This is a genomic window from Virgisporangium ochraceum (genome assembly GCF_016863655.1).
In the GTDB taxonomy this organism is placed as follows: Bacteria; Actinomycetota; Actinomycetes; order Mycobacteriales; family Micromonosporaceae; genus Virgisporangium; species Virgisporangium ochraceum.
On the sequence record NZ_BOPH01000134.1, the window covers coordinates 21,060 to 47,221 of the forward strand.

At 72.1% G+C, this 26,162-nt stretch carries 25 protein-coding genes; 7 read left to right on the forward strand and 18 right to left on the reverse strand.

All coding sequences use genetic code 11. The features are described 5' to 3' along the window. Nucleotides 1–102 precede the first annotated feature (102 nt). The gene (locus Voc01_RS46470) at nucleotides 103–270 is read right to left on the reverse strand and encodes a DUF3117 domain-containing protein (RefSeq protein WP_203934190.1); all 168 of its coding nucleotides are present in this window, start codon (nucleotides 268–270) and stop codon (nucleotides 103–105) included. A gap of 228 nt (nucleotides 271–498) precedes the next feature. Between Voc01_RS46470 and Voc01_RS46475 the strand changes: the two genes are divergently transcribed. Together Voc01_RS46475 and Voc01_RS46480 are read left to right on the forward strand one after the other, a co-directional pair. After that, the gene (locus tag Voc01_RS46475) at nucleotides 499–1,305 is read left to right on the forward strand and encodes a PaaX family transcriptional regulator (protein WP_203934191.1); all 807 of its coding nucleotides are present in this window, start codon (nucleotides 499–501) and stop codon (nucleotides 1,303–1,305) included. Between the two features lie 12 nt (nucleotides 1,306–1,317). Then, nucleotides 1,318–2,091 (forward strand): enoyl-CoA hydratase-related protein, encoded by a 774-nt coding sequence (locus tag Voc01_RS46480; RefSeq protein WP_203934192.1) that lies wholly within the window; start codon nucleotides 1,318–1,320, stop codon nucleotides 2,089–2,091. On the opposite strand, the gene Voc01_RS46485 is transcribed toward Voc01_RS46480, so the two are convergent. From Voc01_RS46485 to Voc01_RS46515, 7 genes are all read right to left on the reverse strand, one after another. After that, on the reverse strand, nucleotides 2,078–3,304 hold the full coding sequence (locus Voc01_RS46485) for a DUF1501 domain-containing protein (RefSeq protein ID WP_203934193.1): 1,227 nt from the start codon (nucleotides 3,302–3,304) through the stop codon (nucleotides 2,078–2,080). The genes Voc01_RS46480 and Voc01_RS46485 overlap by 14 nt on opposite strands. A 1-nt stretch (nucleotide 3,305) precedes the next feature. Beyond that, a complete protein-coding gene (locus Voc01_RS46490; RefSeq protein ID WP_203934194.1) occupies nucleotides 3,306–4,610 on the reverse strand; it encodes a DUF1800 domain-containing protein in 1,305 nt (434 codons plus the stop codon). A 91-nt stretch (nucleotides 4,611–4,701) separates the two neighbouring features. After that, entirely contained in the window at nucleotides 4,702–5,223 is a 522-nt protein-coding gene (locus Voc01_RS46495) for a hypothetical protein (protein WP_203934195.1), read from the reverse strand. Nucleotides 5,224–5,230: 7 nt separating this feature from the next. After that, nucleotides 5,231–5,803 (reverse strand): DNA-3-methyladenine glycosylase I, encoded by a 573-nt coding sequence (locus Voc01_RS46500; RefSeq protein ID WP_203934196.1) that lies wholly within the window; start codon nucleotides 5,801–5,803, stop codon nucleotides 5,231–5,233. A 31-nt stretch (nucleotides 5,804–5,834) separates the two neighbouring features. Next, the gene (locus Voc01_RS46505; protein WP_203934197.1) at nucleotides 5,835–6,338 is read right to left on the reverse strand and encodes an SRPBCC family protein; all 504 of its coding nucleotides are present in this window, start codon (nucleotides 6,336–6,338) and stop codon (nucleotides 5,835–5,837) included. Beyond that, the gene (locus tag Voc01_RS46510; protein ID WP_203934198.1) at nucleotides 6,335–6,874 is read right to left on the reverse strand and encodes a DivIVA domain-containing protein; all 540 of its coding nucleotides are present in this window, start codon (nucleotides 6,872–6,874) and stop codon (nucleotides 6,335–6,337) included. The genes Voc01_RS46505 and Voc01_RS46510 overlap by 4 nt, the downstream gene beginning before the upstream one ends. 48 nt (nucleotides 6,875–6,922) lie before the next feature. Further along, nucleotides 6,923–7,300: an NADH-quinone oxidoreductase subunit A gene (locus Voc01_RS46515; RefSeq protein WP_203934199.1), complete on the reverse strand. Its 378-nt coding sequence runs from the start codon at nucleotides 7,298–7,300 to the stop codon at nucleotides 6,923–6,925. A gap of 39 nt (nucleotides 7,301–7,339) precedes the next feature. Here Voc01_RS46515 and Voc01_RS46520 point away from each other — a divergent pair, with 39 nt between their 5' ends. The 3 genes from Voc01_RS46520 to Voc01_RS46530 all read left to right on the forward strand — a co-directional run bounded on the left by Voc01_RS46520 (nucleotide 7,340) and on the right by Voc01_RS46530 (nucleotide 11,577). Beyond that, on the forward strand, nucleotides 7,340–8,506 hold the full coding sequence (locus Voc01_RS46520; RefSeq protein WP_203934200.1) for a hypothetical protein: 1,167 nt from the start codon (nucleotides 7,340–7,342) through the stop codon (nucleotides 8,504–8,506). Nucleotides 8,507–8,657: 151 nt separating this feature from the next. Next, nucleotides 8,658–10,502 (forward strand): 2-oxoacid:acceptor oxidoreductase subunit alpha, encoded by a 1,845-nt coding sequence (locus Voc01_RS46525; RefSeq protein ID WP_203934201.1) that lies wholly within the window; start codon nucleotides 8,658–8,660, stop codon nucleotides 10,500–10,502. A gap of 70 nt (nucleotides 10,503–10,572) precedes the next feature. After that, nucleotides 10,573–11,577 carry a 2-oxoacid:ferredoxin oxidoreductase subunit beta gene (locus tag Voc01_RS46530; RefSeq protein ID WP_239160992.1) on the forward strand — a complete coding sequence of 335 codons (1,005 nt, stop codon included), beginning with the start codon at nucleotides 10,573–10,575 and terminating at the stop codon, nucleotides 11,575–11,577. A gap of 159 nt (nucleotides 11,578–11,736) precedes the next feature. Here the strand turns inward: Voc01_RS46530 and Voc01_RS46535 are convergent, their stop codons facing one another. From Voc01_RS46535 to Voc01_RS46550, 4 genes are all read right to left on the reverse strand, one after another. After that, nucleotides 11,737–13,206 (reverse strand): PhoX family protein, encoded by a 1,470-nt coding sequence (locus tag Voc01_RS46535; protein WP_203934203.1) that lies wholly within the window; start codon nucleotides 13,204–13,206, stop codon nucleotides 11,737–11,739. A 42-nt stretch (nucleotides 13,207–13,248) separates the two neighbouring features. Next, the gene (locus tag Voc01_RS46540; protein WP_203934204.1) at nucleotides 13,249–14,229 is read right to left on the reverse strand and encodes a hypothetical protein; all 981 of its coding nucleotides are present in this window, start codon (nucleotides 14,227–14,229) and stop codon (nucleotides 13,249–13,251) included. A 42-nt stretch (nucleotides 14,230–14,271) separates the two neighbouring features. Next, nucleotides 14,272–16,953, reverse strand: a complete 2,682-nt coding sequence (locus tag Voc01_RS46545) for an ATP-binding protein (protein ID WP_203934205.1) — start codon at nucleotides 16,951–16,953, stop codon at nucleotides 14,272–14,274. 207 nt (nucleotides 16,954–17,160) lie between these two features. After that, complete coding sequence (locus Voc01_RS46550; RefSeq protein WP_203934206.1) at nucleotides 17,161–17,385, reverse strand: FmdB family zinc ribbon protein; 225 nt, start codon at nucleotides 17,383–17,385, stop codon at nucleotides 17,161–17,163. 316 nt (nucleotides 17,386–17,701) lie between these two features. Here Voc01_RS46550 and Voc01_RS46555 point away from each other — a divergent pair, with 316 nt between their 5' ends. Beyond that, the gene (locus tag Voc01_RS46555; RefSeq protein WP_203934207.1) at nucleotides 17,702–18,610 is read left to right on the forward strand and encodes a lytic transglycosylase domain-containing protein; all 909 of its coding nucleotides are present in this window, start codon (nucleotides 17,702–17,704) and stop codon (nucleotides 18,608–18,610) included. Between the two features lie 81 nt (nucleotides 18,611–18,691). Continuing rightward, nucleotides 18,692–19,705, forward strand: a complete 1,014-nt coding sequence (locus Voc01_RS46560) for a GNAT family N-acetyltransferase (RefSeq protein ID WP_203934208.1) — start codon at nucleotides 18,692–18,694, stop codon at nucleotides 19,703–19,705. On the opposite strand, the gene Voc01_RS46565 is transcribed toward Voc01_RS46560, so the two are convergent. Genes Voc01_RS46565 through Voc01_RS46590 form a run of 6 tightly spaced genes read right to left on the reverse strand, consistent with a single transcriptional unit; the run spans nucleotide 19,685 to nucleotide 26,112 of the window. After that, a complete protein-coding gene (locus Voc01_RS46565; protein ID WP_203934209.1) occupies nucleotides 19,685–20,638 on the reverse strand; it encodes a TIGR03557 family F420-dependent LLM class oxidoreductase in 954 nt (317 codons plus the stop codon). The two genes, Voc01_RS46560 and Voc01_RS46565, sit on opposite strands and share 21 nt — an antisense overlap. 19 nt (nucleotides 20,639–20,657) lie before the next feature. Continuing rightward, on the reverse strand, nucleotides 20,658–21,638 hold the full coding sequence (gene hemB, locus Voc01_RS46570) for a porphobilinogen synthase (RefSeq protein ID WP_203934210.1): 981 nt from the start codon (nucleotides 21,636–21,638) through the stop codon (nucleotides 20,658–20,660). A gap of 10 nt (nucleotides 21,639–21,648) precedes the next feature. Next, nucleotides 21,649–23,229 (reverse strand): bifunctional uroporphyrinogen-III C-methyltransferase/uroporphyrinogen-III synthase, encoded by a 1,581-nt coding sequence (locus Voc01_RS46575; protein WP_203934211.1) that lies wholly within the window; start codon nucleotides 23,227–23,229, stop codon nucleotides 21,649–21,651. Beyond that, nucleotides 23,226–24,140, reverse strand: coding sequence for a hydroxymethylbilane synthase (hemC, locus tag Voc01_RS46580; RefSeq protein ID WP_203934212.1), 915 nt, complete (start codon nucleotides 24,138–24,140; stop codon nucleotides 23,226–23,228). Before hemC ends, Voc01_RS46575 begins: the two co-directional genes overlap by 4 nt. Further along, nucleotides 24,137–25,408, reverse strand: coding sequence for a glutamyl-tRNA reductase (locus Voc01_RS46585; protein ID WP_203934213.1), 1,272 nt, complete (start codon nucleotides 25,406–25,408; stop codon nucleotides 24,137–24,139). The genes hemC and Voc01_RS46585 overlap by 4 nt, the downstream gene beginning before the upstream one ends. Continuing rightward, nucleotides 25,405–26,112 carry a redox-sensing transcriptional repressor Rex gene (locus tag Voc01_RS46590; protein ID WP_203934214.1) on the reverse strand — a complete coding sequence of 236 codons (708 nt, stop codon included), beginning with the start codon at nucleotides 26,110–26,112 and terminating at the stop codon, nucleotides 25,405–25,407. The genes Voc01_RS46585 and Voc01_RS46590 overlap by 4 nt, the downstream gene beginning before the upstream one ends. Nucleotides 26,113–26,162: the final 50 nt, after the last annotated feature.

Sequence of the window (26,162 nt, forward strand, 5' to 3'; positions counted from 1 at the left end):
GGACGTTCGGATGTGCGCCGCGCCGGTGGACGGCCGGCGCGCCGTCGTGGTCGACAGCGCGCCGGCACGGAATCCCCGTACGAGCCGCGGTTCGGGCCGGAGTCAGCCGGTGGCGGTCTTCAGCGCCTCGCTGAGCGCGTTCGCCTCGTCCGGCGTCATCTCGACGACCAGGCGGCCGCCACCTTCCAGTGGCACCCGCATGACGATGCCCCGGCCCTCCTTGGTGACCTCCAGCGGACCGTCACCCGTCCGCGGCTTCATGGCCGCCATCTTGTCTCCCCTCACATCAGCCAGTCGAGCTAAGCCACTCAGGCGCGGCGGTTCCCCTCGCAGGCCCGCACCCACATGCGACGTGCCACTTTCCGGCGAGCGATCAGCCCGTCGGTTACGTGCCAACTTTTGATTTTCGCTGATAATGGCCCCAAGACCCAAACCGACGCGGCTTCGTTGTGACAGTGATATGGCCCGTGACCGGCAGCTCTGTCACAATGAGCGCCCATGCAGGCACGGTCGGCCCTCTTCGACCTGTACGGCGACTACCTGCGTCCGCGTGGCGGTCGCGCCCCGGTCGCCGCTCTCGTGCGTCTGCTCGCGCCCCTCGGAATAGCGGCCCCAGCAGTGCGAACAGCCGTCTCGCGGATGGTCAGGCAGGGCTGGCTGCACCCGCTGCGGCTGTCGAGCGGACCCGGTTACCTGCTCACCCCGAAGGCCACGAGAAGGCTCGACGACTCCAGCGCCCGCATCTACCGCACCGGCCGGCTGGCCTGGGACGGAAAGTTCGACCTGCTGGTCATCGAGCCGCCGGCGGCCCGGGCCGAACGGCAACGGCTCGCCTCCACCCTGAGCTTCCTCGGGTACGGCAGCATCGACACCGGCACCTGGGTCGCGCCGCGGCCGTCCGACGAGGTCGAGCACCTCCTCGCCGACGCCGGGATCGTGTTCGAACGGTTCACGGCCGGGCACACCGGCGGCCTGCGGGGCGCCGCCGCGCTCGTCCGCCGGGCGTGGAACCTGCCGGAACTCGCGGCCGCCTACGAACGGTTCGTCCAGGACGCACGGGAACTGGTCGAACAGCCACCGGCCGACGACGAGGCCGCCTACCTCGCCCGGTTCACGCTGGTACACCGCTGGCGCACGTTCCTCTTCCGTGACCCGCAGCTGCCACCGGTGCTGCTCCCCGACCGCTGGGCCGGCACCGCCGCCGCGGCGTTCTTCGACCACCACGCCGCCCGCCTGCGGCCACCGGCCGACCGGTTCGTCGACCGGTGCCTCGACAACGCCCAGCGGCCGCCAGTACCCGCGTAAAGGAGAAACCCCATGACACTGCTCGTCGAGAAGGACGGCGCGGTCACCACGCTGACGCTCAACCGGCCCGACGCGCTCAACGCGCTCGACGTCCCGTTGAAGCTCGCGCTCACGGAAGCGGTCGAGGCCATCAGGGCAGACCGTGGATGCCGTGCCGTGGTGCTGACCGGCGCCGGCCGGGCCTTCTGCGTCGGGCAGGACCTCCGGGAGCACGTGGAGTCGCTGAAGGGTGACGACCCGCTGTCGACGGTCACCGAGCACTACAACCCGCTCGTGCTGGCGCTGGCCGGCCTCGACCGGCCCGTCGTGGCCGCCGTGCGCGGGGTGGCCGCCGGCGCCGGGGCCTCGCTCGCGCTGCTCGCCGACTTCCGGGTCGGCGGGCCGAAGACCGGGTTCCTGATGGCGTTCGCCAACGTGGGCCTCGCCGCCGACACCGGCGCGAGCTGGACGCTCCCCCGCATCGTCGGGCACGCCAAGGCCACCGAGCTGCTGATGCTGGCCGAGCCGGTCGACTCGGCCGAGTCACACCGGCTCGGCCTGCTCACCTACCTCGTCGACGACGACGAGAAGGTGCTGCCGAGAGCGCAGGAGCTGGCGGCGCGGCTCGCGGCCGGACCGACCGTGGCGTACGGGCAGATCAAACGCCAACTGGCCGGGGCCGCGACGCTCGCCGACGCCCTCGCCGTGGAGGCCGAGGCGCAGGCAACGTGCGGCGCGACGGAGGACCACAAGCAGGCGACAAGAGCGTTCGTGCAGAAGCAGCGGCCGAGCTTCACAGGAGCTTAGGAATCGAGCCCTTCCAGCCGTTCAGCACCCGGCCCGGGTCGGTGTCGAGCACGCCGGCCAGCAGCGTCGCGTACACGTCGCGGAAGTCGGTGGTGAACTTCAGGTCACCGTCGTCGAGGTCGGCGAGGTCGGGACGCTCACCGTACTGGCCGCCGCGCACCGGCTGGCCGAGCAGGAACACGTCGGAGGCGGTTCCGTGGTCGGTACCGTCGGACGCGTTCGCGCGCACCCGGCGGCCGAACTCGGAGTAGATCGCGACGACCACGCCGCGCCCGCGTTCGGACCGCGACATGCGCTCGACGAAGCCGCCCACGGCCGTGTCGAGCTCGGTGAGCAGGTTCTGCTGCGCCTCCCGTCCGTCGGCGTGCAGGTCGAACCCGCCCAGCGACGCCGAGAAGACCCGGGTGGCCACGCCGGCCTCCACGCACCGGGCGATCACCTCCAGCTGGGCCTTCAACTCGGTGCGCCCGCCCGTGCCGGTGCCGGGCGAGCCGGCCTGCTCGTCGGGCGCGTCGGGCAGGTCCTGCACCATGCGGTCGACCTGTACCAGGTCGGCGAACGCGCGGGCGGCCCGGGCCTGCAGCGGGCTCTCGTCGGAGGCCGCCTGCCCGAGCGCGGTCAGGACCGCCGGTTGGTAGCCCTTCGGCAACGACGAGCCGGTCGTGGTCACGGCGGCACCGGCCCGGGTGGCGCCGGCGAGCACCGGCGGGAGCACCCGCTCGAACGTCACCGCGTGCCGCGGGTCGCCGCCCGGCACGGTGTCGAGCCACCGGCCCAGCCAGCCGGTGTTGCCCGGACGCGACGGGTCGCCGGTCTGCCAGATGTCCATCGAGCGGAAGTGGCTGCGGTCGGGCTTCGGGTATCCGACGTTGCGCACGATCGCCAGCTGACGCGCGTCCCACAGCTTTTTGAAGGTCTTCAGCGACGGGCTGAGCCCGGTTTCGTCGTCGAGCCGCAGCACCTGGTCGCCGGTGTAGGCGATCTCGCCGCGGGCCTTCGCGTAGCCGGGGTCGGCGAAGGGGATCACGGTGGCGAGGCCGTCGTTGCCGCCGTAGAGCGTGATCAGGACGAGCGTCCGCGGGCCGCCGAGCGGCTTCCACGACGTGGTCTCCATCAGCTGGCCGAGCGTGTAGGCGCCCGCGCCGGCGGCCAGCGCCGTGCCACCGACGACGCCGCTGGCCAGGAGGAACTTCCTACGGGTCACGAGGTCCATGTCATTGCACCGTGTATTCCGGGCTCGCGAGGGCGAGCGAGACGATGCGCTTCGGCTCGCCGGTCAGCACCGCGCGGGTGCGGTCGGTGAAGCCGTCGAGCGCCAGGAGGTTCGCCAGGGCGTCGGGTCGCTGTTTCTCCGGGACCGCGGCCAGCTTCTCGGTGACCGCGGGGGACGCCTTCGCGGCCAGCAGGTCGGCCGCCTTGAGCCGCCACTGGGTGCCCGACGTCGTGAGCCACGCCGTCCCGGACGGCCAGCCGCCCACGCTCGGCGGGTCGAGCGGTATCTGCCCCTGCTCGCGCAGCGCCCTGACGAGCTGCTGCTTCTCGGCCGTGGACAGTTCGCCGGGACGCACGCCGAGCTGGCGCATCGCGCCGACGGCCCACTCGACGGGCTGCTTCACCAGCTGACCCTTCGTGGCGGCGAATGCCGGGTCGGTGAACAGCGCCTTCAACACCGCCGTGATCCCCTGCGGGAACGCGGCGACCAGGCGGCCGTGCGTGTCGGCCGGGACCGGGTCGGTCGACGCGTACCGGTACCAGAGGCGGGCGGTGACGAACTTCGCGGTGGCCTCCTGCGCGAGCAGGATGTCGACGAACTCGTCGGTGCCGAACGGCCCCGTCCGGCCGAGGATCGTCTTCTCCCCGGTGTCGACCCGCTTGGCGTTGATCACCGCCAGGTTGCGGGACCGGTCGACCGCCCAGCCGGTGAGCGCCCGCGCACCCGCCTTGACGTCCGCCTCCGTGTAGTTGCCGATGCCGAGCGTGAACAGCTCCATCAGCTCGCGGGCGAGGTTCTCGTTCGGGGCCTTGGCGGTGTTCTTGTGCCCGTCGAGCCACCAGATCAGGGCCGGGTCCTTGGCCATGGCGTGCGCCAGGACGCCGAAGGCGCCCGTGCCCAGCGCGTGCAGCTTCTGCTGGTGCGCGAGCATGACCTGCGGAAACTGCACCTTCTGGACCGACGTGGCCCAGTGCCCGTGCCAGAAGAACGTCAGCTTCTCGTGTGCCTGATGATCGGCCTGCACCATGCGGTCGAGCCACCAGACGGTCAGCGCGGCGACCTGCTCACGCTGCTGCTTCTGGGCCGCCTGCTTCTGCTCGCGGGTGGCGTCCTTGGCCAGCGCCGCCACCGGGTCGGCGGTGGCCGGTGGTGGCGTGCGGGCCGCGCCCGCGTCGGCGGCCGGCGGGGCGAGCAGCGCGTCGACTGTGGCGGCGACGCCGCCCTTCTCCGCCGCGTCCACCTCGTCGACGCGGGGGCCGAACCCGGCACGACGGAGGAGATGCGCGAGATCCGAACGGGTCGCCATGCCCTGACCGTAACGCCGGTGCGCGGTGCGACTGGGTAGACCTGCCCGAAATGTCCGACTATCGGCACGGTCTCTGTGGCGCCTCTGTGGATCAGTCCTCTTCTTCGGGGTCCTGGTTCGACTCGATGCCCAGAACGAAGGCCTGCATGGCCAGCTCGTTGCCCACCGGGCTGACGAACGCCGGCAGCTCCTGCGGCCCCAGCTCGTACACGTACGACCAGAACAGGCGCGCAGCCTCGGCCGGGCTGGCCGCCTCGATCGGCATGTCGACGCTCACGAGCCAGGTGCGCTTCGGCCCGTCGGTGCGCAGGTACGGGTCGACCCCACCGGCCGACGCCTCGAACGCCGAGGGCTCCAGCGGGTACACACCCGGCCCGGCGAGCTTGAGGTCGCCCACGGGCACGGGCTGGTCGAGCAGCCGGTGGGTGTAGTGCACCTCGCCGGGCACCCGCACGCGGCCCAGGCCGAACAGCACCGGCGCGGCTCCGTCGGCGACCAGCAGGACGACATCGCCGGCCGTCGGGCCGTCGCCCTCCAGCGGAACCGAGTCGTTGGCGAACAGCCGCTCCTCGTCGAGCCGTTCGGCCGGGAACACCACCGCCCAATGCGCCATCGCTACATCACATCACGCGTACGTGGCAGCCTTCGAGGTGGTCGTCGACCATGCCCATCGCCTGCATGAGCGCGTACGCCGTGGTGGGCCCGACGAACCGGAAGCCGCGTTTCTTCAGGTCTCTGGCCATCGCCTTCGACTCGGCGGTGGTGGCCGGGAACTCGGCGAAGCTGTCCAGTCGTGCCGGGCGGGGCTCGGGTGCGAACGACCACAGCAGGTCGCTCAGCGGGAGCGGCAGGTCGGCCAGGACCCGGGCGTTGTGGATGGTCGCCTCGATCTTCTGCCGGTTGCGAACGATTCCGGTGTCGGCCAGGAGCCGGTCGATGTCTTTCTCCCCGAACCCGGCGACCGTGGCGGCGTCGAAGTCGGCGAACGCCTTCCGGAAGTTCTCGCGCTTGCGCAGGATCGTGATCCACGCCAGCCCCGACTGGAACGCCTCGAGGCTCATCTTCTCGAACAGCGTCCGGTCGTCGCGCTGCGGCCGCCCCCACTCGTCGTCGTGGTAGGCCATGTACAGATCGGAGGACACGCACCAGCCGCAACGGGCCAGGCCGTCTTCACCAACCACCAGATCCGGCACGCCTGAAAGATAGCCGTGCCCTACGACAGAACTACGGGAGCCGTCCCGCCTCGACCAGCTTCGCGAACCGCTTCAGCGCCGCCGTCAGGCTGAACTTGGACCCGGGCCACACCACCGGCCAGGCGACCCGGCCCGCCGCGCCACCCGGCAGGTGGAACCAGTCGTGCCACACCACCTGGGTCCGGTCGCCACCCATCGGCGTGCACCGCAGTACGCCGGGACCGCGCAGCACCTTGCCGTGGTGCACCACGTGCACGGTGCGCGGCGGGTCGAGCTTGACCACCGTCAGCTCGTCGCGCAGCACCGCCGGCCCGACCTTGGTGACGGCCTCGATCTCCGAGCCCTCGCCGCCGTCGCCGGACACGACGCGCACCTGGGTGAACGGGATCCAGTCACCCTGCCGTTCCCAGGAGACCAGCGCCCGGAACACCTTCTCGGCCGGCGCGTTGACGATCACCGTCGCGGTGACCTCGCCGGCTCCCGGGCGGGCGGCGTCGCCGAGCCCGGCCGTGGACGACGGGCCGTCGGAGGTCACGAGCGCTCACCCACCGCTTCCGACTTGTCGTCCTTGGTCAGCTGGACGGGCTCGGGCTCGTCCGCGGTCGCCTCTTCCGGCTCCGGCGCGGCGTCCCGGTTCAGGTTCTCGATCTGGTTCTCGATCTGGTTCTCGTTCCCGTTCTCGTCGAGGTCCGGATCGGGCCGGTGCTGCTGCTCGCCCAGCGCGGCGATCCGCGCCTTGCGCAGCTCGTCGGCCTCCTCCTGCCGCCCCTCGCGCAGCGCGCTGACCTCGGCCTCCAGCACCGCGACCAGCTCGGTCTTGTAGCCGACGTCGTAGGCCGCCCGGCGCAGCGCCGAGTCGACCTGCGACATCCGGTAGCCGCGCAGGCCGGTGTCGAACCGCAGCGCCTGGAAGTCCTGCTCGGCCAGCGGCCGGTGGCCCGGCAACGGTACCGAGGATCCTTCGGGTTCTTCCGCGGCGAGACCCGGGTCGGCGCCGGTGACCAGCACCGCGACCCCGAACGCGACCGCGCCGACAACGAGTGCGCCGAGGAGGACGTACAGCAACGTCATGTGCCGATCGTGGCACGTCGGCCGAACGGGTGTGAAACCGACCACCTATTACGTCCAGCGGAGGACGCCTTTCCGCCACGCGTAGAGCAGCCCCAGCGCGAGCACCGCCACGAAGATCGCCATTTCGACGATCGCCGCCGCGCCGAAGCCGGGCCGGTCGAAGATCACCGCCCAGGGGAAGAGGAACACGCTCTCGACCGCGAACAACGCATACAGGTAGGCGTACACGTAGTACCTGATCTGCGCCTGTGCCCAGTCGCCGCCGACCGGGTCGAGGCCGCACTCGTACGTCTCGTACTTGCCGGGGCCGGCCGTCGGGCGCCGCGGACGGAGCAGCCGGTTGGCGGAGAACGCGCCGACGAACACCACCACCGCGCCCAGAAGGGTGAGTCCGAGCGTCGCGTACGACCCCAGGTAACCGGTCACCGTCGCAGCGTACCGACCACAGGGGCTATCGTCCGCACCATGGCGCGGCGGAGGCGAGGGCTGAGGGCCGCCGTCGTGGGCGGGCTGATCGCCACGATCGCGGCCGTGCTGCCGGTGGGGACCGCTCCTGGACGAGCCGCGCCCGTGCCCGATCCCGACCCGACCGTCAGCGGCAGCCCGTCGGAGCCGCCGGCTCCCGCGGTCGCCGTGACCGCCGAGGACATCCCGGTCGGCGCCGGCTACTGGCAGGGCCTGACGGAGACGTACCCGCTCAAGGCGCGGGTACGCAACACCGGCACGCCGCCGGTCACCGCCGAGACCCGGTTCACGCTCCCGCCCGGCGTCGAGCTGGCGCGGTCGGAGGGCGGACCCGGCTGCACCGCGGACTCACTGGTCGTCACGTGCCGGATAGCGCCCCGGAGCGCGGCGACGATCACCCTCGACGTCACCGTGGCGCCGGGCCTGTGGCGCGACCCGCCCACCGGCACGGTCCAGGTGTCGGCGACCGCCGGTGGCCGCACGGCCACCGACCGGGCCCGCTTCGGCATCGACTTCCCGCCCGGTCCGCCGACCCCGGGCATCGACCTCGGCGTGAGCGACCCGTTCCTGCCCGCCGACCCGGCCGACCCCGAGGCGTCCACCGAGCCGACGACGCTGGAGGTGCGGCTGTCCAACACCGGGTCGGTGCGGGCCGACGGCACCGTCGACGTGGTGACCCCGCCCGGCGTCGAGGTGGCGACCGTGCCGGCCGAGTGCGTCACCCGGGTGCGCGTGTCGGCCGAGCGGGAACGGTGCCAGGTCGGCCGGGTGCCCGCCGGCCAGCGCCTCACGCTGCGGTTCACGCTCGTGGTCGACCGGGCGGCCCGCGCCGAGGCGCCGCTGCTGGGCAGCGTCCACGGCTCGCTCACCCCGCCTGGGCAGGACGCGGCCGCGCGGCAGGCGTCGTACTCGGTCCTCATCTCCGCGCGTCCCGACGAACGGGCCGGACCGACGGGCGGCGACGACCCCGACGTGACCGTCGCCCAGCCCCGACGCGGCGCCGGGTTCAGCGGCATCGACCCGGTCGACGCCGGATCCCGGGTGGGTCAACCCCTGTCGGTTCTGCCGATCGTCGTGTCCTTGATCGGGGTGTTCACGACGGTGGCGGCGATGGTTATCCTTCCGTTGCGCCGCCGCCCCGAGCCAGGCGTGGATTCCGCGATCTAACTCACCGTCGCACTGCGCGTTGCGTGCTCCGACGTACGCTGGGCGGTGAATCAAAGACGCGGGCCGGCACCGCCGCCGCTGCCCGATACCCGCCGCGTCGGCCCACGGCCACCCGCCCACCGGGGTGCCGGCATGAGGAGGTCTGTTTCCCGTGACCAAGCAGGTTCGCCAGTTGGATCGTGTCGTCATCCGGTTCGCTGGCGACTCAGGCGACGGTATGCAGCTCACCGGGGATCGGTTCACGTCGGAGACCGCGCAGCTCGGCAACGACATCTCGACCCTGCCCAACTTCCCGGCCGAGATCCGCGCGCCCGCCGGCACGCTGCCCGGGGTGTCGAGCTTCCAGGTCCATTTCGCGAACTTCGACATCCTCACGCCCGGTGACTCGCCGAACGTCCTGGTGGCGATGAACCCGGCCGCGTTGAAGGCCAATTTGCCCGATCTTCCGCGTGGTGCGGAAATCATCGTCAACACCGACGAGTTCACCAAGCGCAACCTCGCCAAGGTCGGCTACGCCAGCAACCCGATCGAGGACGGCTCGCTCAGCGGCTACACCGTGCACCCGGTCGGGCTCACGAGCATGACCGTGAAGGCGCTGGAGGACCACGACATCTCCAAGAAGGACGCCGAGCGCGCGAAGAACATGTTCGCCCTCGGGATGCTGTCCTGGTTGTACTCGCGGCCGTACGAGTCCACGCTCGACTTCCTCGACCGCAAGTTCGCCACGAAGCCGCACCTCGCCGCCGCCAACGCCGCGGCGTTCAAGGCCGGCTGGAACTTCGGTGAGACCACCGAGGACTTCGCGGTGCGGTACGAGGTCAAGCCGGCCAAGATGCCGCCCGGCCACTACCGCAACATCACCGGCAACATCGCCCTGGCCCTGGGCCTGGTCGCGGCCGGCGTGCGGTCGAGGCTGCCGGTGTTCCTCGGCGCGTACCCGATCACGCCGGCGTCCGACATCCTGCACGAGCTGTCGAAGCACAAGAAGTTCGGCGTCACCACCGTGCAGGCCGAAGACGAGATCGCGGCGATCGGCGCGGCCCTGGGCGCCTCGTACGGCGGCGCGCTCGGCGTCACCACGACGTCGGGGCCGGGCGTGGCGCTCAAGGGCGAGACGATCTCGCTCGCGGTCGCCCTCGAACTGCCGCTGGTGATCGTCGACGTGCAGCGCGCCGGACCGTCGACCGGCATGCCCACCAAGACCGAGCAGGCCGACCTCAACATGGCCCTGTTCGGCCGGCACGGCGAGGCGCCGGTGGCCGTGGTGGCGCCGAACTCGCCGTCCGACTGCTTCTACGCCGCGATCGAGGCCTCGCGCATCGCGCTGACCTACCGCACGCCGGTGATCCTGCTCTCCGACGGGTACATCGCCAACGGCTCCGAGCCGTGGCGCCTGCCGGAGATCTCCGAGCTGCCCGACCTCCGGGTCGAGTTCGCCACCGAGCCGAACAGCGACGACGGCAGGTTCCTGCCGTACCTGCGTGACCCGGAGACCATGGCCCGGCCGTGGGCCGTACCCGGCACGCCGGGGCTGGAGCACCGCATCGGTGGCCTGGAGAAGGCCGACAAGACCGGTGACATCTCGTACGACCCGGCCAACCACGACTTCATGGTGCGCACCCGGGCCGCCCGCATCGAGGCGATCGAGGTGCCCGACCTGGAGGTCGACGACCCGTCCGGCGAGGCCGAGGTGCTCGTGCTCGGCTGGGGGTCCACGTACGGGCCGATCGGTGCCGCCTGCCGGGCGCTGCGGGCCCGCGGCGTCGAGATCGCGCAGGCGCACCTGCGGCACCTGTCGCCGATGCCGAAGAACACCGGCGACGTGCTGCGCCGCTACGAGCGCGTGGTGATCCCGGAGATGAACCTGGGCCAGCTCGCCCACGTGATCCGGGCGAAGTTCCTGGTCGACGCGCTGGGCTACAACCAGGTGCGCGGTCTGCCGTTCACCGCCGCCGAGCTCGAGACGATGCTGGAAGAGGTCGTGAAGAATGCCTGAGATCCCGCTGAAGCCGAGCAATCCCGGCGAGGGGGCTTCGCCACCCTCGCGCTCCCCTGTAAAGCTCGCGATGAAGGACTTCAAGTCCGACCAGGAGGTCCGCTGGTGCCCGGGCTGCGGCGACTACGCGATCCTGGCGGCGGTGCAGTCGTTCATGCCCGAGCTGCAGATCCCGCGCGAGAACATCGTGTTCGTCAGCGGCATCGGCTGCTCGTCGCGGTTCCCGTACTACATGAACACCTACGGCATGCACTCGATCCACGGCCGGGCGCCGGCGATCGCCACCGGCCTGTCGGTGTCGCGGCCCGACCTGAGCGTGTGGATCGTCACCGGCGACGGTGACGCGCTGTCGATCGGCGGCAACCACCTGATCCACGCGTTGCGGCGCAACGTCAACGTGAAGATCCTGCTCTTCAACAACAAGATCTACGGGTTGACCAAGGGCCAGTACTCGCCGACCTCGGAGATCGGGAAGATCACCAAGTCGACGCCGGTCGGTTCGGCCGACTCGCCGTTCAACCCGATCTCGCTGGCCCTCGGCGCCGAGGCCACGTTCGTGGCCCGCACGCTCGACACCGACCGCAAGCACCTTCAGTCGGTGCTGCGGTCGGCCGCCACCCACGAGGGTTCGGCGTTCGTCGAGATCTACCAGAACTGCAACATCTTCAACGACAACGCGTTCGACACGTTGAAGGAGCCGGCGACCCGCGACGACTACACGATCCGGCTCGAGCACGGGCAGCCGCTCACGTTCGGCGCCGAGAACCAGTGGTCGGTGATCAACCCGCCCGGTGGCTTCGGCCTCCGCGTGGTGCCGACCGACTCGGTCGATCCGGGCGAGATCGTGATCCACGACGAGACGGTCGAGGAGCCCGCGTACGCGTTCGCGCTGTCGCGCCTGCCCGGCGAGGACCTGCGCAACACGCCGATCGGCGTCTTCCGGAAGGTCGCGCGCAACTCCTACGACACGATCGTGCGGGAGCAGCTCGACACGGCGAAGTCCAAGCTGGCCGGCGACCCCGAACAGGAGCTGGCCGCCCTCCTGGGCGCCGGCGACACCTGGACCATCCTGTAGCTCCCGCCGCGCCCCTGGCGCCGGGGCCGCACCGCGCCCCTGGCGCCGATCTTGCAGTTGTGGCCGCACCTATGTCCGGCTATATCCGGCCTTGTCGGGGGCCACAACTGCAAGATCGGCGCATGGATCGATCGGCGCGCGGAACGATCGGCGCGGGGGTTAGACGCCGATTCGGGACCAGGGGCCCCAGATGGCGAACGTCATGCCGCGGCTGGCCTGGATGTTCACGAACAGGGTGTGGCCGTCCGGGGAGAACGTTGAGCCGGCGAACTCGTCGTTGTAGCGCGGCGCGTTGCCGGGCAGCGAGCTCACCAGGCGGTTCAGCGCGATGTCGAACAGCTCGCCGTTCTGGGTGAGCCCGCGCAGGTAGTTGTCGTTGGTGTTGTCCTCGCAGACCACCAGCGTGCCGCGCGGGCTCGTGGTGACGTTGTCGGGGAAGTCGAGCACGTCGGGGCCCGGCGACTCGTAGACGAGGCTGAGCGTGCGCGACCGCGTGTGGTACGCCCACACCTGGCCGTGCCCGTTGCCGTAGCCGTCGGCGATGGGGCCGAGCGAGGTCTCCGCCGGCCCGCCGCCCTGGGTGGAGGTGAAGTAGACCGTCCCGCGGTCGTAGATCGTCCCCTCCAGCCGGGAGAAGTAGGCGGCCCCCTGCGCCCAGCCCTGCCGCGACACGTACGTGAGCGCGGTGTCGTTCGGCGTCGACGCCGGGGTGCCGGGTGTGTAGGGGAACGACGGCGCCGGGTCGTCGATGTCGACCCACTCGACCTGGTAGCGGGCTCCCCGCTGCTGCGTGACCGCCAGGTCGAGGTTGTCGCGCCGCTTGATCTTCAGCATCTGCAGGCGGCCCTGGTTGTCCATGCGGCCGGTGCGCATCGGGTTGCGCTTGGGCACATACCGGTAGAAGCCCGACGGCCAGCCGAAGTTGTCCTCGCTCAGGTACAGCGCGCCCTCGTGCGGGTCGAACGCCACCGACTCGTGGGCGAACCGGCCGGCGCGGGTGATCGGTTGCCGGTCCGACCGTCCACCGACCGGCACCTCGAAGATGAAGCCGTGCCGCTGGGTCAGCGCGGTGTTGGGCGCGCCGGTGAAGTCGGCGCCGACGTCGGGGCCGTTGACCGTCTCCTCGCAGGTGATCCAGGACCCCCACGGCATCGGGCCGCCGGAGCAGTTCATCTGGGTGCCGTTGAGGCTGGTGAAGCCGCGGACCACCTGGCCGTAGCGGGTCACCTCGACCGTGGTGGTGCCGCCCGGTGCCATCGGGTCGTACGGGGTGCCGGGTCCGAACGCCGGTGTGGCGCCGTTGATCTCGTGGTTGCGGACCAGGATGACGTTGCCGCGGGGTCCGCGGAACGCGGCCATGCCGTCGTGACGCCCGGGCAGCGCGGTGCCGTCGTCGAGCGTCACCGGGGATTCGGTGTCGTGGAAGGAGCGGTACTTGAAGCCCGGCGGCAGGTGGAGCCGCACGATGCCGTCGCGTTCGTCGGGGATGGGGCCGAGGGGTGGACGTTCGGCCGGCGGCCGTCCGTGCGCATCGGCGCGGGCGGCAAAACCGGCGAATGGACCCGCGACGAGCGCGCCACCGGTGGCGACCGCCCCACGGAGGACGGTTCGTCTCTGAAGATCGACCATGAGTACTCCAGGGTCTCGGAGAGATCCGTCGATCCTGAAGACTCAGTTGCCCTCGCGCAATGGCTCGTTCATCTCGGGTTCACCTTCGAGGGCGGGCTCAAGGGGCTCCGCCGGCGCCGGTTCCGGCACGCTCGCGCCGGCCACGACGGCACCGGCCGCACAGAGAAGGATCACCGCGGCGACGGCCAGCGGCATCAGCACCGGCTCGGCGAACGCCGTCCACAACGGGATCTGCGGGCTGCTGAGCTGTGCGTGACCCGCACCGAGCCGCACCAGCGTGAGTGCGAGCGGCGCCAGCATCCCCAGCACCGACCCGAGCAGCAGCCACCGCGCGCAGCGACGGGCGAAGCCGCCGAGGTGGCTGAACCGCCGGGCGGCCCGCTGACCGATCAGCCAGCCGACGCCCGCGAACACCAGGAAACCCAGCGCGCCACCGGCCGGCACCGCGATCGGCGCGACCCGCACGATCTCCAGCCGGGCCTCGTCGCCGGGGCCGGCCAGGTACCGCACCCGCCAGTCGCCCTTGTCGGCCACGAAGATCAGACCCTCGACCCGCTCGGCCCGGTCGGACGAGGCCCGCCGGGACGGGTCGCTCTTCTCGTCGGGACCGTCGATCGCCCACGTCCGGTCGACCGCCCATCCGGCGGTGTCCAGCCGCACCCGGATGTCCTTCGCCTGCCACGGGAACGACGCGGCCGCCGGGTCGGCCGGCATCGTGAACCGGACGTATCCCGGCCCGTAGGCGTCGTTGCGGTCGTAGCCGAAGAACTCGTCGCGCCGTTCCGGCGGCGGGACCGGACCCGCGAGGGCCAGCCGGGCGATCGCCTCCGCCTCGGCGTCCGTGGGCAGGGAGCCGGCGGTGCGCCAGCCGATCCACTGGCCCAGCGATCCACCGGCGAGCCCGAGCAGCACGGCGACGAACAGCGCCACCAGGAGCGGGCGCCAGTCGACCGCCCGGACCCGCGCCACCCAGGGGTTGGCGCGCGGGCGCGCCGCCCACCGGGTGCGGAGGTCCAGAGGCACGAACACACCCTAACCGCACACCGCTTGCCGGCCGGCAACCAGTCAGGCGCGGGTGAACCGTGCGGAGTCGGCGGCGAGGTCGGGGTGCTCGACAGCCAGCGCCACCGCCGCCGCCTTCTCGACGCTGAGCGCGCTGCCCGCCGCGTAGGCGGAGTCGAACACCGCGTCGCCGAGGACGGCGCGCACCGCCGCCTCGTGCTCGACCCAGTAGACGCTGAGGACGCCACCGCTCGTCTTGAGCCGCGCGCGGGCCGCCTGTGCCGCCCCGAACAGCCGCGCCGCGAGGAGCGGCTCACCGCCGAGTGCACACCGCACGGCCATCGCGCCGAGGGTCTCGCCGGCCCGGGACAGGAACCCGTTGACCACCCGCGACCGCAGCGCGACCACCAGGTGCTCGTGGGCCGCGACGAGGTCACCCCGCTTCAACGCGACCAGGCCCAGGATCATGTCGACGGTGCGCCGGCCCCGCTCCACCGGGCGGCCGGCCTCCAGCGGCCGGGCGCTGGCGAGCAGGTCGGCGGCCTCGTCGAGGTCTCCGCGGAGCCACAGGAGCTCGGCGAGGGTGTAGACCGCGAACAACGCGTCGCCGGCGACGCCTTCCCGGGTGGCCCAGGCGATCGCGTCGCGGCACACCCGCTCCGCGTCGTCGACGCGGCCGACGTCGAGCAACGGCGCGCCCCGTCCGCTGAGGACCCGCACCAGCAGGGCGGGGTCGTCGGCCCGGTACGCGGCCTCCTCGGCCAGCCGGGAGTACTCCAGCTCCTCGGCGTACTCGCCGTCGACGCCGGCCAGCACCGAGTGCACGTGGTAGGCGGCGGCCAGCTCGCCGTCCGGCACCGACTCGCCGGCGGCGTCGACCCGCGCGTACAGCAGCCGGAGCCAGCGCCGGCCCTCCCGGGCGAGGCCACGTTCGCGCCACCACTGGTCGAGCGCGCCGGCGATGCTGAGGCCGGCCCGGGCGCTGCCTTCGCTCGCCGTCCAGCGCAGGGCCGCGCGCAGCTCGTCGGCGATCGGGTCGAGCGAGCGCAGCGACAGCGTGACGGGCTGGCCGTCGGGGTCGACGTAGGCCTGCCGGGCGGCGAGCCGGCACCAGGCGAGGTGCCGGTTACGGGCGGTGCGCTCCTCGCCCGCTTCGGCGAGGCGGCGGCGGGCGTAGGACCGGATCGGGTCGAGCATCCGGAACTGAAGTCGCTGGTTTGTCGCCGAAGGAGGCGAGGAAGCCCCGTCGGCCTGCAGCAACGACTTGTCGACGAGCGTGGTCACCGCGCACACGGGGTCGGCGCCGTGCACCATCTCCACCGCCGCCAGGTCGACCGGGCCGACGAACACCGACAGCCAGCGCAGCAGCCGGGCGACCGACGCCGGCAGCGTGCGGTACGACCAGTCGACGGTCGCGTCCATGGTGCGGTGGCGGGCCGGTACGGACGCGGCGGAGACGCCGGCGTCGGTGACGGCCAGCACGTCGTGCACGCGGGCCGCCAGCTGTGCCGCGGAGAACACCCGGAGGCGGGCGGCGGCGAGTTCGAGGGCGAGCGGCAGGCCGTCCATGGCGGCCGCGACCCGGGCCAGGTCGGCCAGCTCGGCAGAGGCGACCGGCCGCCCGCCCCGGGCCGCTTCGGCGCGCCGGATCAGCAGCGTCACCGCGTCACCGGGCCGTTTCCACCCGGCCTCCTGCAGTCCGAGCGGCGGGATCCGCCAGATCAGCTCGCCCAGCAGCCCGAGCGGCTCCCGGCTGGTGGCCAGCACGGTGACGCCGGGGCTGCCGGCCAGCAGCCGCGCGATGAGCGCGCCGACCGCGGCCGGGAACGCGTCGCAGGTGTCGAGAACGAGCAGCAGCCGCCGCCCGGCGACGTGGTCGACGAGCGTGTCGATCACCGGCCGGCCCGGTTCGGGGCGCAGGCCCAGCGCGTCGGAGAGGCAGACCTCGACCAGGTCGGCGTCGGCCGCGGTCGCGAAGTCGGCGAACCACACACCGTCGGCGTAGTTCGCCACGAGACCGGCCGCGAGCTCCACCGCGAGCCGGGTCTTCCCGGCGCCGCCGGGCCCGACCACCACGACCAGGCGCTGGCGTTCGAGCAGCGCGCGCAGGTCGCGCTGCTCGGCGCCGCGCCCGATGAAATCGGTGACCGGCACAGGCAGGTTGTGCGCGACCGCTGCGACCCCGCGGGGCCGCGGGAAGTCGACCTCCAGGCCGGGCGCGACCACCTGGAAGAGGCGTTCGCGGTCGTCGAAGCCCCGGAGGCGGTGCAGTCCCAGGTCGGCGAAGGTCACCGTGGGTGACCGGACCCCGTCGAGGGCGGCGTTGGCGGTGGTGGACGAGCACAGGATCTGCCCGCCGTGTGCCGCCGACGCGATCCGCGACGCGCGGTGCACCACCGGGGTCGCGTACTCACCGTGGTAGGGCTCGGCGGGCCCGGTGTGCAGGCCCATCCGCACCCGGGGTGCCTGGCCGCCGGGCCAGGAGCGCGCGGCGAGGTCACGCTGGGCCCGCACGCAGCCGGCGAGCGCCGCGGCGGCGTCGCCAAACGCGTAGAACAACGAGTCGCCCTCGACCGACATGCGCACCCCGCCGGCGGCGGCGAACGCGCGGCCGAGCACCTCGCGGTGTTCGGAGAGCATGGCGCGGTACTGCGCACCGAGCATGCGGGCCAACCGGGTTGAGCCTTCGATGTCGGTGAACAGGAACGTCACCAGCCCGGTGGGCAGGTGCATCGAAGCCGACACCTGAACCTCCGCCTCCCTGCCAGGCGCGCGATCATCGTGTCGCACGGCCCCTGCTGCCGGGCATCGGGCGTTCAGGCCGTGTCGGGCCGTGACCGGGCCGGGGCCGGATCCGGGCCGGGTCGGGGCCGCGTCGAGGGGCCGGGCAGGTGAGGCACCGGGGTAACGACGGGCGCCCGCGACGCGATGTCGACCGTTCGGTCGCCTTTGTCAGCCGCAGCCGCAGCCGCCGCCGCAGCAACCCCCGCCGCCCGCGCCCGGTGCGGGCATGCCCGCCGCGCCGCCGCCCCGACCGGTGAGCGCGATCGTCGACAGCAGTTTCACCGTGTCGTCGTGGCCGGCCGGGCACGGGGCCGGGGAGTTGGCCTCGCTCATGGTGCGGTTGAGCTCGAAGGTGTCGCCGCAGGCGCGGCAGCGGTAGTCGTAACGCGGCATGGGATACAGGGTATGCGCCGGTATCGGTAATACTCGACGGGTGGCGAGCAATGACCGGCCCTCGTTGATCCGCCCGTCCGCGCCCCGACAACGCTCCGGGGAGGACGCGCCCGTCAGCCTGACCAGCGACTCCAGCGAATCGGCCCCCAAGGTGAGCCTCGTCAGACGACCCGCCGCCACGGTGAGCCTGGTACGGCGGGCGGCACCGAAGGTCAGCCTCGTGCGGCGCGCTCCGGTCAGTCTGACTAAAAAGGTCAATCTCGCAAAACGCACGAAGCGACCATTCAGCGACCCGTGGACGTCGACGCGGCCGCCGGTGCGGTCACACCGACGGTCGCGGCTCACGCCGACCCAGGTGTTCGTCGCCGCCGGCACCGGTGCCACGCGCAGTGCCCGGGCCACCCGCGCCTGGGCCCGGCGGCCGGCCGGCCGCATGGTGCTGCCGGGCGTGCTGATGGCGCTGCTGGTCGCGGTCGCGTTCGCAGGCGGTGCCTGGCTGCCGCAGGTCACCGGCAACGAGCCGGTCGTCGCCGAGCAGTCCGAGGATGTCCTGCCCTCCGAGAGCGCCGACCTGCCGAGTGACAAGCCGGAAGACGGCGAGCAGCCGCTGTTCCCCAGCGAGGACCCGTCGGCACCGCCGCGCGGCGAGCAGAGCGCGGCCGACACGCTCGCGGCCTGGGCCGCACCGATCGCGGTGCGCACCAACATCCCGCTGGCGGCGGTGGAGGCGTACGCGCTGGCCGAGCTGACCGTGGCCCAGACGCACCCGGGCTGCAACCTCAAGTGGACGACGCTGGCCGGCATCGGCCGCAACGAGTCCAACCACGGGCAGTCCGGCGGCGCCACGCTCAACTCCGACGGGCGGCCCAGCAAGCCGATCTACGGTCCGCCGCTCGACGGCACCAACAACAACAAGGCGATCCAGGACACCGACGACGGCGTGCTCGACGGCGACGCGGTGTGGGACCGGGCGGTCGGCCCGATGCAGTTCATCCCGTCGACGTGGCGCACGTACGCCATCGACGCCGACGGAAGTGGACAGGCCGACCCGCACGACATCGACGACGCGGCGCTCGCCTCGGCCCGGTACCTGTGCGGCAGCAACCGCAACCTCGGCACCGCCGAGGGCTGGCGGCAGGCGATCCTGGCATACAACAACGTCGAAGTCTATGTGAACAATGTGTTCCGGGAGGCCGACAACTACGGCAAGGCGACCCGGGCCTGAGATCGATCATGATCGGCCGACACCGTAAGTTGTCTGGTCGTGACACTTCCGCGATGGCCCGCCGATCGGCAAGCTGTACGGGTGAAGGTTCAGGAGTGGGAACCCGCGTCGGCACCTGAATCCGAGGTGGCCGCGGTGATCGACCTGCTCAACGCCGCCGGCGAGGTCGACGTACCCGACGATCCACGCTGGCAGGTTGACGGCTACCGCGATTATCTGTGCTGCACCATGCCCGGCGAGCGGCGGGCGTGCTGGGTCACGCCCGACCCGCACGAGGACCGGCTGCTCGGCCAGGCCAACGTCCTGCTGATGGACGACATCGGCGTCATCGACCTGATCGTGCACCCCGAGGCGCGCGGCAAGGGTGTCGGTAGCGCGCTGCTGCTGGCGGTCGCCCGGCGCGCGCACGACGAGGGCATCCCGTCGCTCGGGGTCGAGGCGATCGGCGAGACGCCGTCGATCCCGTTCTACGAGCGGCACGGCTTCCGCTGGGCGTACGGCGAGATCCGCAACGTCCTCGATCTGGGGTCGGTCGACTGGTTGAAACTCGGCGGGATGGCGCAGGGCATCGGCTCGGGGTACCGGGTGGAGTACTACCCGGGCGGGCCGCCGGAGGAGCTGTTCGCGGCGTACGCGGCCGCCAAGGAGTCGGTGCGCGACAACGGAGACGGCGATCTCGACCTGCGGCCGAGCTCGTACGACCCGGAACGGCTGCGGGCGAGCCTCGCCACGCTGCACCGCCGTGGGCTCAAGCCCTACATCGTGGTGGCCGTCCACGAGCCCACCGGCGACGTCGCGGGCCTCACCGAGGTCGTGGTGCCCAGGCCGCGGCCCGGTCGGGCCGACCAGTACGACACGATCGTGGTGCCGGAGCACCGCGGCAACGGCATCGGGCGCGCGATCAAGGCGCGCATGCTGTTCGAGCTGCGGGCCGCCGAGCCGAAGCTGGCCGAGGTGCAGACCTGGCACGCGCTCGAGAAGGACCCGATGCTGAAGGTCAACGCCGACCTCGGATTCCAGCCGGATCGTGAATGGCGGGAGTACGAGGCCGACGTTCCTGACCTTCTGCGCAAACTAGGACCGAGCCTTGCGTAGGACGTCGCGCTTGTAGAACTCGAAGAACTCGCGGTAGTTGGGCCCGCTGTTCGCCACGTAGACCTCGTCGAAGTCGGCGTCGGCGTACCTGCCGATCATCTCCAGGTGCGCCTCGACGTCGGAGCCGCACACGAACGACTCCTTCACCATGTCCTGGGTCACCAGCTGCGAGGCCTGCTCGAAGTGCCGCGGCGACGGCAGCACCTGCGACAGCTCGCCGGGCACGCCGGCGTTGGGCCACTTCTCGTAGGCGATGCGCGCGCCCTCGTCCTCTGTGGGCGCCCACGCGGCCTTGAACCCGCCCTGCGCGACCTTGCGGCCGCCGCCGTTCTTGCGGAACCGCTTCACGTGCTCGGCCTCCGGCTGCACGGAGACGAACCCGTCGCCGATCCGGGCGGCGAGGTCGATCGCCTTCGGCCCGAAGCCGGAGACGTACACCTTCGGCGGCTCCTCAGGCAGCGTGTAGATGCGCGCGTTCTCGACCACGTAGTGCTCGCCGTCGTGGTCGACGAACCCGCCGTCCCACAGCTTGCGCATCACCTCGACGGCCTCTTCGAGCATCTCCAGCCGCACGGCGGCGCGCGGCCAGGCGTCGCCGAAGATGTGCTCGTTGAGCGCCTCGCCGGAGCCGACGCCCAGCACGAACCGGCCCTGGTGCAGCACCGCGGAGGTCGCCGCGGCCTGCGCGATGATCGCCGGATGGATGCGCATGGTGGGTGCCGTGACGGCCGTGGTGACCGGCAGCCGTGTCACCTGGCTCAGCGCGCCGATCATCGACCACACGAACGGGCTCTGCCCCTGCGCGTCGACCCAGGGATGGAAGTGGTCGGAGATCCAGAGGCCCTCGAAGCCGGCCTCCTCGGCGAGCTTCGCCTGCTCGATCAGCTCGGCGGGCGTGTACTCCTCGCTGGACAGGAAGTATCCGATACGCATACCGGACCAACTACCCTGCTCAGCGGCCGCTAACCAGTCCGGCGGCCTCGACGGCCCAGTAGGTCAGCACGATGTCGGCGCCCGCGCGGCGGATCGAGGTAAGCGTCTCGAGGATGCCGCGTTCGCGGTCGATGAGACCGTTGGCGGCGGCCACCTCGATCATCGAGTACTCACCGGAGATCTGGTACGCCGCGACCGGCACGTCGACCGCGGCCCGCACGTCGGAGATGACGTCCAGGTACGGACCCGCCGGCTTCACCATGACGATGTCGGCGCCCTCGGCGAGGTCGAGCAGGGTCTCCCGGATCGCCTCGCGGCCGTTGCCGCCGTCCTGCTGGTAGGTCTTGCGGTCGCCCTCCAGCGACGACTCGACCGCCTCGCGGAACGGCCCGTAGAAGGCCGACGCGTACTTCGCCGCGTACGCCAGGATCGACACGTCGGTGAACCCTGAAGCGTCGAGGGCCTTGCGCACCGCGCCGACCTGGCCGTCCATCATGCCGCTGGTCCCCAGCATGTGTGCGCCGGCGCGGGCCTGCGCCACCGCCATGTCGCCGTACACCGCGAGCGTTGCGTCGTTGTCGACCGAGCCGTCGGGCGCGAGCACGCCGCAGTGGCCGTGCGAGGTGAACTCGTCGAGGCACAGGTCGCTCATCACGACCGTGGCGTCGCCGACCTCGGAGACCACGTCGCGCAGCGCGGCGTTGAGGATCCCGTCGGGGTCGCAGCCGCCGGAGCCCACCTCGTCCTTGTGCGTGGGTACCCCGAAGAGCATCAGCCCGCCGACGCCGGCCTGCACGGCCTCGACGGCCGCCTTGCGCAGCGAGTCCCGGGAATGCTGCACCACCCCGGGCATCGACGCGATCGGCTTCGGCTCGTCGAGGCCCTCACGCACGAACATCGGCAGCACGAGCTGCGCCGGATGGATCCGGGTCTCGGCCACCAACCGGCGCATCGGCGCGGACACCCGCAGCCGCCGCGGCCGCACGGTCGGGTAAGACATCGATGAAATCCTATCGGAAACGCAGGGCCGTGGGGCCCTGGACCTTGGAACCGCGCCGCTGCTTGGCCGGCATCGCGGCCAGCTTCTCGCGCAGTTCGACGGCGTACGTCGCCAGCGACTCGACGAGGTCGGGCACCGAGGCGTGCGGCGGCTGCACGTCCACCCGCAGGCCGAACTCGACGGCGGTCTCGGCGGTCTTCGGACCGATCACCGCGACCACCGTGCGCGCGTGCGGCTTGCCGGCGATGCCGACGAGGTTCCGCACCGTCGACGACGAGGTGAACAGCACCGCGTCGAAGCCGCCCGACTTGATCGCGTCGCGGATCTCGGCCGGCGGCGGCGCCGCCCGCACCGTGCGGTAGGCGGTGACGTCGTCGACCTCCCAGCCCATCTCGACCAGACCGGCGGCGAGCGTCTCGGTGGCGATGTCGGCACGCGGCAGCAGGATGCGGCCGACCGGGTCGAGCACCTCGTCGTGCGGCGAGAACTCGGCCAGCAGGCCCTCGCTCGACTGCTCACCGGCCGGGATCAGCTCGGGCTGGATGCCGAAGGCGCGCACCGCGTCGGCCGTCGCCTCGCCGACGCACGCGATCTTGACGCCGCCGAAGTGCCGGGCGTCGAGGCCGTGCTCGGCGAACTTCTCCCAGACCGCCCGCACCGCGTTGACCGACGTGAAGATCGTCCAGGCGTACCGGCCGTCGACCAGGCCCTTGATCGCCCGCTCCATCTGCGCCGGTGTGCGCGGCGGCTCGACGGCGATCGTCGGCACCTCGCAAGGGATCGCTCCGTACGTGCGCAGCAGGTCGCTCATCACGCCGGCCTGCTCCTTGGTGCGCGGCACCAGCACCTTCCAGCCGTACAGCGGCCGGTTCTCCCACCACGACAGCTTGTCGCGACCCGGAACCGCGGAGCCGATCAGCACGACCAGCCGGCCGGCCGCGCCGAGCGCCGAGGAGACCAGCCCGTCGACGGTGGTCGTGGACGTGTACTGGGTGTCGCCCGTGCCGTCGCCGGTGAGGGCCACCGGCGTCGCCGGGTCGACCCCGGCGGCGATCATGCCGTCGCGCAGGGCACCCAGGTCGCCCGCGTCGACGGAGAGCGACACGGAGCCGCGGGACACCCCGGCGGCGACCGCGTCGAAGTCCAGCTCCTGGACGTCGTCGACGTCGGCGGTGACCCGCACGCCGCTCAGCGGCACACCCGCGTAGGTGGCGACGCCGGCCGCGTGGCCGACGCCGGGCACGACCTCGAACGGCACCGCCGTACGCGCGACCGCCTGCACCTCCTTGACCACCGGCTCGACGGCGAACGGGTCGCCGTCGACGAGCCGCACCGCGCGCAGCCCGGAGCGGGCCGCCGACATGAGCACCTTGGCCACGTCGCCGGGGCCGCCCTCGGCCGGGCTGAACTGCGCGTCCGGTTCCGCTTCGGCCTTGACCGCGTCGAGCAGCGCTATGGGTACGTCCCGGTCGTAGACCACGTGGTCGGCACTGGTCAGCGCCGCGAACGCGCGGCGGGTGAGCAGGCTCGGGTCACCCGGACCGGCCCCAACGAACGAGATGCGGCCCACCGACTTGCGGGTGCGGGTCATTCCTGGTCTCCCATTAACTGATCGGCGCCTTCCTCGCGCAGGTCGCGGGCCAGCGCTCGGCCCACCTCCGCGGGATCGGCGAGCGTCCCGGTGCGCGACAGCCGGATGGTATTGGAACCGTCCGGGCTGAACACTGCACCGCGCAGATAAATCTCCGGCCCGTCGTCACCCTCGGCGACCTCGGCCAGCGCCGCAACCGGAGCCGAACAACCGGCTTCGAGCTCGGCCAGCAGCGTCCGCTCGGCCACGACGGCCGCGCGGGTGTACTCGTCGTCGAGGGCCGCCAGGAAGGCGACGGTCTCGGCGTCGTCGATCCGGCACTCCACGGCCAGGGCGCCCTGTGCGGGCGCCGGCAGCATCGTGAGCGGGTCGAGGGTCTCGGTGATCTCGTCGGCGCGGCCCAGTCGGGCGATACCGGCCCGCGCCAGGACGACCGCGTCGAGCTCACCCGCGGCGACCTTGCGGATCCGCGTGTCGACGTTTCCCCTGATCGGGACCGGAGTGAAGCCGCGGCGCAGCGCGTGCAACTGGGCGATGCGCCGCACCGCGCCGGTGCCGATGGTGGCGCCGGTGCCGAGGTCGGCCAGCGTCGCGCCGTCTCGGGCGACGAGCGCGTCGCGGCTGTCGGCCCGCGGCGGAACGGCCGCGATCACCAGGCCGTCGGCGGGCGCCGTCGGGAGGTCCTTGTAGGAGTGGACCGCGAAGTGCACTTCCTTCGCGAGCAGCGCGTCACGCAGCGCGGACACGAACACCCCGACGCCGAGCTGCGCCACCGGCGCGTGCGACCTGTCACCGGCGGTGACGATCTCCACCAGCTCGACCCGCTGGCCGGTGGCCCGGGTGAGCGCCTCGGCGACCTGCGTCGACTGCGCGAGGGCCAGCTTGCTCCCGCGCGTTCCCAATTTGATCATTCGGGTCCGGCCTCCAGAGCGCCCGGCACGTCGAGCGGCTCGGGCAGGTCGAACAGCTCCCGCAGCAGGTTGGCGTACTGCTCGCCACCCGGCTCGGCGGCGCGTTGCCGCACCCGCACCGTGGGCTCGTGCAGCAGGCGCTGCACGATGCGGTGCATCGACTTGGCGACCTCGGCCCGCTGCGCGTCGGTGAGCCCGGTGGCGCGCGAGCCGAGCCTCCTCAGCTCGGCGGTGACGACCTCGTCGGCCCGGGTGCGCAACGCGGCGACCGTGGGCGCCACGTCGGAGCCGCGGTGCCAGGCGACGAACGCGTCGACCTCGGCGCTGACGATGTCCTCGGCGAGCGCCACGTCGGCCGCGCCGGCGGTGGCACCGCCGCTGCGCAGCCGGTCGATGTCGATGAGCGTGACGGCGGGGTGGTCGGCGACCGACCGGTCGACGTCGTGCGGCACGGCCAGGTCGAGGATCAGCAGCGGCGCGATCCGCTCCGGCACCGACGTGATCACCCGACCGGGTGATGCGGTGGCCGACACGACGATGTCGACCTCGCCGAGCAGGGCCGGCAGGTCGTCGACCGGTGCCGCGGTGGCGCCGTGGGTGGCCGCGAGGTGCACGGCCTTCGCCGCCGTGCGGTTGCTGACCAGCAGGTCGGTGACGCCGGCGCGGTGCAGCGTCGCCAGGGCCAGCGCGCCCATCGCGCCCGCGCCGAGCACCAGGGCCTTCTTCCCTGCGGCCGGCTCGCCGGCGAGGCCAAGGTCGAGGGCGGCGCTGACGACGCTCTGCCCGGCCCGGTCGATGCCGGTCTCGGCGTGCACCCGCTTGCCGACCCGCAGCGCCTGCTGGGCCAGCTCGTGCAGCATCCGGCCGGCCACGCCGAGCTCGGCGGCGGCCGTGTACGCATCGCGCATCTGCCCCAGGATCTGGCTCTCGCCGACCACCATCGAGTCGAGCCCGGCGGCCACCCGGTACGCGTGCCGCACCGCGTCGGTGCCGTAGTGCGCGTACAGCCGGTCGGCCAGCTCGGAGACCTGGACCCCGGCCCGCTCGGCCAGCACCGTTCCGACGTCGGAGAGTCCACCGTGGAACGACGCGACCACCGCGTAGACCTCGACCCGGTTGCACGTCGAGACCACCAGGGCCTCCCGGACGTACGGCTGGGCGAGCAGGCGGGCGAGCACAGTGGGCAGCTCACCCGGCGCGAGGGTCACCCGCTCGAGGACGCCGACGTCCGCCGTCCGGTGGGAGATGCCGACCACGAGAACGTTCATTGCCCCACCGCCTTCGCCGGAAGTGCCGTCAGCGCCGATTTCCGGTGCTCGTGGAACGACAGGATCTGGAGTTCGATGGCGAGGTCGACCTTGCGCACATCGACGCCGTCCGGCACTACCAGTACGCACGGCGCGAAGTTCAGGATGCTCGTCACACCCGCGGCCACCAGGCGGTCGGCCACCCGCTGGGCGGCGTGCGCCGGCGTGGCGATCACCCCGATCGAGATGCGCTCCGCGTCGACCACGGCTTCGACCTCGGCGATGTCACGCACCGTCATGGTGCCGACGCGCTCGCCCACCCGGTGCGGGTCGGCGTCGAACAGGGCCGCGATGTGGAAGCCGCGGGTGGCGAACCCGGCGTAGCCGGCCAGCGCGTGGCCGAGGTTACCGATGCCAACCAGCGCGACCGCGCGTGACTCGTGCAGCCCGAGGACCTGCTCGATCTGCTCGATCAGCAACTGGACGTCGTAGCCGACGCCGCGGGTGCCGTACGAGCCGAGGTGGGACAGGTCCTTACGCAGCTTCGCCGAGTTCACGCCGGCGGCGGCCGCGAGCCCCTCGCTGGAGACCGTGTCCTGGTCGTCTTCGGCGAGGTTGTGGAGCGCACGCAGATACTCGGGGAGCCGGGCCACGGTCGCCTCGGGCAGGTCCGGAAAGTCGGGACCTGCGGTGGCGAATCCTGATCCGTTGGCGCGCTGGCTCATGAGACTCCGTGATTCTGACCGGGTGATTCTGACCGGTTCCATACCGGTGT